Below are 7,233 nucleotides of genomic sequence, written 5' to 3'. Positions count from 1 at the left end.
CCCATCAGGATATGTTTCCCGGCGGGTAATCCTTTACCCGTTTTGGAACCATTCCCGGACGGTAAGCAACCGGTTCGTTGAAAAACACGTGCCTGAGTGCGCTTACTGCATTCGTGTTTTTTCGCAATATTTCTACATTCGCGCCATTTCCCTGCTTTTTTGCTTTTTGATACGCTTTCCTGCGAGCCGTCTGACCAGCCTTGACGGCTTATTATTTTGGTCAGGCAATTCGTTCCATCCGGTCCATCGACTGCCGTTTGCTCGCCTGCGTACAATGCGCGTAAAACTGCAGCGTGACTTTCGGACTGCTGTGTCCAAGCAGCTCGCCCAGTATTTCATAGCCGCCCCGTTTGTTATGCTCCAGCCAGCGCGTGGCAAATGTGTGCCGGAGCGTATGGATGTGGGCTCCCCTGATGCCGAGGCGTTTTGTAATTTTTGCAAAGCGCGTCTGCAGCGTACGCGGATCTGTGTGTCCGCCGGATTTTCCCCTGAAAATGTACCCGTCCGCTGCCGCGCCGGTTTCCTCCATATAATCCCTGAGCATCCTGATCACAAAATACGGAACCGGTATTACCCGCACCGAGCTAAGCGATTTTGGCAGCCCCGTAACGATCTTTGTCTTTGCCCCGCCCGCCGTTGCCTGCACGCGCTGCAACGTTTCGTCCACAGTAAGGGTGTTGTTTACAAAATCAACGTCGTTCCAGCGCAGCGCGCATAATTCGCCCAGCCTGATGCCCGTATAAAGCATCACCATGTATTCCAGGTCTCCCTGCCGTACTGTCTCGCGCTCCAGCCTTTGTTGCTCTGCACGCGTCAGGACGCGCGCTTTGCGCTGTTTGAATTTGGGCATCCTGCACTCCTCCATTGGGTTGGCTTCGATCAGCCGCTTGATCCGCGCTTCCTTCAGGATTGCGTTTAGAAGGCGCAGTATACCGATCATCGTGTTGGGCGCAACCCTGCTTTTGAGTACGCCGGTAAATTGCCTGATTTTCTCCGCGTCGATCTCCCGCAGCGGCATCGAGCCAAACGCGGGAATCAGGTGCTTGCCAATCTGCCGGCGGTACGCCAGATAAGTGGACTCGCGTATGTTGGGCCGCGCGACCTCCTCCAGCCAAAAATCCATCCACTCTGCCGCCTGTCCTGTCCGGTAAATAAGAACCGGGGACGGATTCTGTAAAAGCTGCGATTTGATCAGCACCAGCCTCCTCTTTACTTCCTGGTATTGCCTTGCATAGACAGAGCCGAACACAGGCTTTCCATCCTGCTTTCTTCCCCTGATGTAACGGCCTTCCCAACGGCCGTCCCTGCGCAAATAAATATTTTCTCCCTTTCGCGCCATATTGTTTTTTCCTCCTGCTGTTTTTTTGACGGTTTATTTGACGGCTTATTCCATGCAACTTTCGATAACCTTTTTGTGAAAGGGTTTTCGGGCTGCGGCGGCTTTTGCCAAACGCCTGTAGAACGGATGCGCTCCCGCTTTTTTCTTGACATTGCCGCTGTTGTTGATTAAAATAAGACCAAATAACCTATATTTCCGCATCGTTTCGCAAATGTAGAAATATTGCGAAAAAACACGAATGCAGTAAGCGCACTCAGGCACGTGTTTTTCAACGAACCGGTTGCTTACCGTCCGGGAATGGTTCCAAAACGGGTAAAGGATTACCCGCCGGGAAACATATCCTGATGGGTATTATATCACGCGGTTCCACGGGAATGGATTAAATTACGGTGCGGCAGGATTAAATTATGACCTGCCAGAATCATAGCAATTTGTCAAAAGGTTGGTTACAGGCTTTTGATATAAATTGCAAACGCAAGCGATTTACGCCGAGTTTTGCATAACCGGCTTAAAGTGAAATCGCTGTAAAATAAGCGGCGCAGGGAGAAGGAAACAATGCAGCTGACAATCACAACCGATTATGCGATTCGGCTTGTTTTATATTTGGCGCTGAACAAGGGACGGATCGTTCCGGCAACGGAAATCGCTGAAAAAATGGGGATTCCTAAAAAGTACCTGATTGCGACAGCCCACAAGGTCAAAGCGGCAAGGCTGATTAAAGGGCATATGGGCGTGCGCGGGGGCTACAGCCTCATGCGAAAGCCGGAAGAAATAAGCGTTTTGGATATCGTGACGGTAACGCAGGGCGCGATAGAGATCGACCGGTACCGGGGGCGCGGTGAGAACGATTCCGCGCCTTATGCGGCACACTGTCCGGTAAAGAATTTTTTCCGGGACATCCAGCAGATGATAGAAAACCGTTTTGGCAGTATGACCATAGCGCAGTTGATGAATACAAACGAAACGTAACCTTGGGGGGAACAGAGATTGGTTGTAGCGATTTGCGATGATTGCAAGGATAATATCCTGCGGTTTACGGACGTCCTGTGCAATATATGTGAAAAATTCCGGATCGAATTGAACATCGAGCCATATACCAGCGGGAACCAGATGCTGTTTGAGCTCGATGACATGAAGGACCAGCCGGACGTGATCTACCTTGATATCGATATGCCGGGAATCGACGGCATCGAAACCGCACGCAGGCTGAGGGAACGCGATTGTGAGAGCGAGATCATATTCCTGACCGCAAGCTCCATGAAAGACATGATTCTTCGTGCGTTTGACGTGGACGCGTTTCATTTCCTGATTAAGGAAGAGACTCCAATAGAGAGATTTGAAGAAATTTTTTTGAAAGCGTTTGACAAATGCCGCAAAAAGGCGCGGGAAACGCTTGTTTTTTCGTGTGCGGGAGAAAACAGGAAGGTGTTCGTGGAGGACATCGTGTATTTTGAAGCGCGCGACCATTATATCACCGTGTATTACGGTAACAAGAATTTCGAATTTTATTCTACCTTTGGAAAAATCGAAAACATTTTGCTGGACAAAGGATTTGTGCGAATCCACCGTTCGTACATTGTCGCGGCAGGTAAAATTATACGTTTAAGCAAGGACGGGCTGCAGATGAAGGGCGGCCCGGAGCTTCCCGTGGGCAGGTCTTACCTAAAGGCGGTGAGGACGGCCTTCAAATCCCGGAAAACAATTTAAAGTACAAAAAAAGATGTCGTTCACGTAAAAAAAGCGTTGTTCACGATGTAAAGCGCACAAAAAATGGAGTTTGCGGTACAACTGATAATAAAAAAACTGGGCGGTATCTATCTATGCGGAAAGGAGCGGTTAAAACGAAAAAACAGAAAAATAACAGAATAGTAATGTTTTTATTAACGTTCCTCCTATTGCTCAGTATTCCGTTTACCGCCCTTGCCGCAGGAAACGGCTACCACCATGTGGATTGGGAGCCTTATTTTTGTATGCAGGCATACGACGTGACGATGACGGGCGTGCAGGCAAACGGGTTCAATGAAAAGGGCGAGCTTGAAAATGAGATCGTGAAAAGATCAAGGTCGGTCGTCAAAACCTGGGAAAACTTTGAAGTGTACGAAGGCGGATATGAAAAGATAGATATCGGAGGACTGGCGGCCCTGAAGGAGCCGGGCAAATATCCGGTTACAATGTATTTATTTGCGGATGACACGTCGTCCAACTATATAGAAATCAACGTCATAATCACAGAGCCAATGCCGGAGCCGACTCCAGATCCTACACCGGAGCCAAGCCCCGAACCGACGCCAAGCCTCATGCCGATCCCTACGATGAAACCGCAGGAACCTTCGGAACCGCCGCAGCAGGACGAACCCGAGGCGCCCGCGTCGCAAACAGGCAAGCCGGCTCCTGATCCAAAGCCAAATCCAACTCCCGGTCAAACGGAAGCTGTGGTCATAGAAGCTGAGCCGGAGGAAACGCCCGCCCCGCCCGCGCCTTCCGCAAGTGCGGAGCCTTCTGTTTATGCAGTGAAGGAGCCGGAGCCAAAAGAAACGCCGGAACCGGAGGAAGAGCCGCAGGCAGATGAAAATGAGGTAACGCCACTTGCGGTGGGATTATTCGGTGCGTCCGGTATTGCGGGCGTTTTATTCGCACTGAGTATTATCAAAGACCTGGGATCGATCCGCTGGTATAACAGCAAGCGAAAAAAGTAATGGGGCACAGAAAGGAAACGCATGATGAACAGCCTTGAAATCATTGGAATGGTATTGCTTGCGGCGATTACCGCGGCGGGTATTATCATAAAATCCGTTACCCGCAGAAAGCTGAAGGATATGGACGGAATCAGCGAAATATTCCTGTCCGGAAGTAAAGAAAAGATAACGGGGAAATTTTAGAGATGGGCAATCAGGAGAATATATTGGGCTTGATCCAACCGCAAAACGATTATCCGGAAATTATCCAGTTTTTTAAAATGCTGACGCTGCCAAAAGCGCTCGTTGGCTATAACAGGGAGCATGTGATAGACGCGCTGCGCTGCCTGGACGGATTATACCGGAATAAAATTTTGGAGCTGGAAGAGCGCAACAAGAGAAGCCAGGAATTCAGCCAGAGCCAGATACAGCAAAAGGAATGCACGATCTCCCAAATGGAGAAAAAAATCAGGAAGAATGAGATTGTGGTGCAATACGGTATTGACGGGCAGCCGGCAGGTTCCCGCAAGCAAATGGATGTAATAACGCAGGTCATCCATGAGATACAGCAGGGGCTTACCCTTGTGATCAGGAAAACAACGGCGCAAGCCCGGCAGGTATGCGAGGACGCCAAAAAGCAGGCGGACGAAATCCTCGCGGAAAGCCGCAGGAAAATAAAAGAGGAGCAGTTGCTCCACAGGCAGGCGCTCGACAGAATGGCGGAGCTGAAGAATCAGTATCTTACCGACCTTGGGGCTTTGCAGGCGATTCTGGGGGATATGCAGGCGGAAGCGGAGCGCTTCCGGAAAAAGCTGGAAGGTATCCAGGAAAAATCGGCGGTTTGAACACGACCGGGGAAAGGCGATGGCGCCCCGGATGCAATAATCAGGTACAGGAAAGGGAGTTAATATGAAAGATCGTATGGAAATACAGCAGCTGAAAAAAATGGGGAAAACTGAATTGGTCCGCCTTGTGCAGGACTGCGACGACGAGAACCGCAGGCTTGCTGAGGAAAATGAAAAAAAACAAAGCATTATTGAGGAGCTTGAGCGGCAAACAGTGCAGTTGCAGGGACAGGCGGCACAACTGCAGGGGCAAATGGCGGATATGCAGATGAACCGGAAAAAAGCGCAGCTTACGCAGCAGGAACCGGGCTCGCTGGCGGATTCCATGATACAGGTAAACGGCGTAATGGAGGCCGCGCAAAATGCCGCAAAGCAATACCTGGAGCATATGAGGGAAATGGAGATCGCCAAGCAGAAGGAAGCGGAGGCGGTGATTACCGCCGCGCGTTACCAGGCAGAGCAGATCATTTCCAAAGCCAAAGCGGGAGCGGAACAGGTGAAGGAGGCCAGTACAAACGTACTGCAAAGCCTGCAAATTGAGATAGATAAGATGCTGTCCGGCGCGCGCGGAGAATATGAGCAGCGGATTGCCGCAGATACGCCGGTTCCGGGTGCTGAGGCTTATATCAACATGGCTTTGCAGCAAAAGCCGTTTGAACAGGATACACAGGCTGAAACGGGCGAAGTGCCGCATCTGGACGATATTTTGTGTCCGGCTGCGGACAGCCGGCAACAGGAAGAGGCCGTGCAGCCAGCCGGTATTCAGGGGGAAAGGCCTTTTGCGGAGATTACGCTGCAGGAAGAAAAAACACAAACCGATTTTCTCGCTGGCGACAAGCCCGGGGAGGCTGAGCCGGAAGACGATTATACCGACGGACTGAGCGATGAAATCAGGAGCGTAATAAGCGACCTTGCCTATCGGACGCAGCACATTGGCGAAACGGATTAAGGCAAACCGAATGATAAAAGGAGGTAATATTTGTGGCTGATATCAATCAGGAAATCAAAGGACTTCAAAAGCTGAGTAAAATGGACCTCATTATTTTGCTGGGGGAACTGGACGAAGAGCTTGAGGGATTTGAAAAGGATAACCGCGAAAAAGAAACCAAAATCAGCGAGCTAATGCAGGAGAATCAAGCCCTGCGTTTGGAAAAAAGCGACCTTACAGAGAAAAACGAGGCGCTGGTAAGCCAGATTCAGGCTGCCAACAAAAGGCTGCTGGAGCAGGAAGAGAGGCCTGTTAACCTGCAGGCGGTCGAAGCGGCGATCCGTCAGATGAACGAGATGGCGCAGCAGACGGGGCGGCAGGTGAACTTACTCAGGGAAATGGAAAGCGAAAGGCGTAAGGATTCTGCCCGCATAACCGAGAGTGCGCGCGTAGAGGCGCAGTCTATCATCGAGACAGCACAGATGAGGGCGGTGGGCATAACAAAACAGTTGCAGAAAACGAATCTGGAAATGCTTGCAAATATGCAGGAGGCAATCGACAACGCGCGCAGGGGATATGAGGCTGCCTTTACGATAGAGCAGCAGGAAGCGGAACGGAGCGAAAATAAAATCCGCGAATTTCCGTCCCAGCCGGAAGACGTACAGCCACAGGAAGAGCAGGTTATTCTGAGTGCAGAGCAGGCAAAAAATCTTCTGAAGGTATTAAAGCGGTTTGGAAAGCCGGATGCGCAGGAGCAGGCTGAATAAAACGTGACTCCGGGGGAATGAAAAGCAGGGAAATCTATGCAGGAAAAAAGAAACAAAGCAAAAACCACCCCGGAGAAAAGCGCAGAAGGGGAAAGGCGCCGTCCAAGCCTTGAAGCGGTAAGGGCGGAAATTGAGAGGCTAAAGCAGCGGCAGGAACGGAAAAAAGAGGTATGGGGCATTATAAGCCGCATCCTCTTTGTCGCTATGGCGGTTGTATTGGTCAATATTTATGTCGTAAGGATCGCGACGGTAAACGGCGCGTCTATGGAACCAACCCTGCATAGCGGAGATGTGGTTCTTTGCTCGCCGCTTGGATATACGCCGGATTATGGCGATATCGTTGTGACGGAAATGGATTTGGGAGACGGAGACCTCATTAAGCGCGTGATTGCGCTTGCCGGTGATACGGTGGACGTAAATTATGAAACGGGGAAGGTCAGCGTCAACGGCAAACAGATCGACGAGCCGTACACGCTGGGACCGACCAATCTCGAGGGAGATGTGGAGTTTCCGGTGCAGGTACCCCAGGGGCGCGTGTTCCTTCTTGGGGACAACCGGAATAATTCCATAGACAGCAGGCGAAGCGTACTTGGCATGGTGCCTGAATGCACGCTGCTGGGCAAGGTATATTTCAGGATTTTCCCGCTGGAGGGAATCGGAACCTTGCAGTGACAAAGAC

The 7,233-nt window shown here is 50.9% G+C and carries 9 protein-coding genes; 8 read left to right on the top strand and 1 reads right to left on the bottom strand.

Going from position 1 to position 7,233, the window contains the following annotated elements:
- Positions 1–220: 220 nt before the first annotated feature.
- Positions 221–1,339 (bottom strand): tyrosine-type recombinase/integrase, encoded by a 1,119-nt coding sequence (locus CHK_RS00170; RefSeq protein ID WP_046441815.1) that lies wholly within the window; start codon positions 1,337–1,339, stop codon positions 221–223.
- A 555-nt stretch (positions 1,340–1,894) separates the two neighbouring features.
- Here CHK_RS00170 and CHK_RS00165 point away from each other — a divergent pair.
- The 8 genes from CHK_RS00165 to lepB all read left to right on the top strand — a co-directional run bounded on the left by CHK_RS00165 (position 1,895) and on the right by lepB (position 7,226).
- The gene (locus tag CHK_RS00165) at positions 1,895–2,308 is read left to right on the top strand and encodes an RrF2 family transcriptional regulator (protein WP_052740055.1); all 414 of its coding nucleotides are present in this window, start codon (positions 1,895–1,897) and stop codon (positions 2,306–2,308) included.
- Positions 2,309–2,326: 18 nt separating this feature from the next.
- Positions 2,327–3,046 carry a LytR/AlgR family response regulator transcription factor gene (locus tag CHK_RS00160; protein WP_052740054.1) on the top strand — a complete coding sequence of 240 codons (720 nt, stop codon included), beginning with the start codon at positions 2,327–2,329 and terminating at the stop codon, positions 3,044–3,046.
- 164 nt (positions 3,047–3,210) lie between these two features.
- The gene (locus CHK_RS00155) at positions 3,211–4,035 is read left to right on the top strand and encodes a hypothetical protein (RefSeq protein WP_131924632.1); all 825 of its coding nucleotides are present in this window, start codon (positions 3,211–3,213) and stop codon (positions 4,033–4,035) included.
- Positions 4,036–4,059: 24 nt separating this feature from the next.
- Positions 4,060–4,218: a hypothetical protein gene (locus CHK_RS16430; protein ID WP_160295555.1), complete on the top strand. Its 159-nt coding sequence runs from the start codon at positions 4,060–4,062 to the stop codon at positions 4,216–4,218.
- A gap of 2 nt (positions 4,219–4,220) precedes the next feature.
- Positions 4,221–4,859: a hypothetical protein gene (locus tag CHK_RS00150; protein WP_046441811.1), complete on the top strand. Its 639-nt coding sequence runs from the start codon at positions 4,221–4,223 to the stop codon at positions 4,857–4,859.
- 64 nt (positions 4,860–4,923) lie between these two features.
- Positions 4,924–5,808 carry a hypothetical protein gene (locus tag CHK_RS00145; RefSeq protein ID WP_046441810.1) on the top strand — a complete coding sequence of 295 codons (885 nt, stop codon included), beginning with the start codon at positions 4,924–4,926 and terminating at the stop codon, positions 5,806–5,808.
- 32 nt (positions 5,809–5,840) lie between these two features.
- Positions 5,841–6,554: a hypothetical protein gene (locus CHK_RS00140; protein ID WP_046441808.1), complete on the top strand. Its 714-nt coding sequence runs from the start codon at positions 5,841–5,843 to the stop codon at positions 6,552–6,554.
- 36 nt (positions 6,555–6,590) lie between these two features.
- Positions 6,591–7,226: a signal peptidase I gene (lepB, locus tag CHK_RS00135; RefSeq protein WP_052740053.1), complete on the top strand. Its 636-nt coding sequence runs from the start codon at positions 6,591–6,593 to the stop codon at positions 7,224–7,226.
- Positions 7,227–7,233: the final 7 nt, after the last annotated feature.

Origin of the sequence: Christensenella hongkongensis, assembly GCF_000981035.1 — a bacterium.
Classification (GTDB): Bacteria; Bacillota; Clostridia; order Christensenellales; family Christensenellaceae; genus Christensenella; species Christensenella hongkongensis.
This window is presented reverse-complemented; position numbering and strand designations above follow the sequence as displayed.

Excerpts from the sequence above, each read along its gene's own strand:
- CHK_RS00170 (WP_046441815.1), bottom strand. The coding sequence starts at position 1,339 with ATGGCGCGAAAGGGAGAAAATATTTATTTGCGCAGGGACGGCCGTTGG.
- CHK_RS00150 (WP_046441811.1), top strand. The coding sequence starts at position 4,221 with ATGGGCAATCAGGAGAATATATTGGGCTTGATCCAACCGCAAAACGAT.
- CHK_RS00165 (WP_052740055.1), top strand. The coding sequence starts at position 1,895 with ATGCAGCTGACAATCACAACCGATTATGCGATTCGGCTTGTTTTATAT.
- CHK_RS00155 (WP_131924632.1), top strand. The coding sequence starts at position 3,211 with ATGTTTTTATTAACGTTCCTCCTATTGCTCAGTATTCCGTTTACCGCC.
- CHK_RS00145 (WP_046441810.1), top strand. The coding sequence starts at position 4,924 with ATGAAAGATCGTATGGAAATACAGCAGCTGAAAAAAATGGGGAAAACT.
- CHK_RS16430 (WP_160295555.1), top strand. The coding sequence starts at position 4,060 with ATGAACAGCCTTGAAATCATTGGAATGGTATTGCTTGCGGCGATTACC.
- lepB (WP_052740053.1), top strand. The coding sequence starts at position 6,591 with ATGCAGGAAAAAAGAAACAAAGCAAAAACCACCCCGGAGAAAAGCGCA.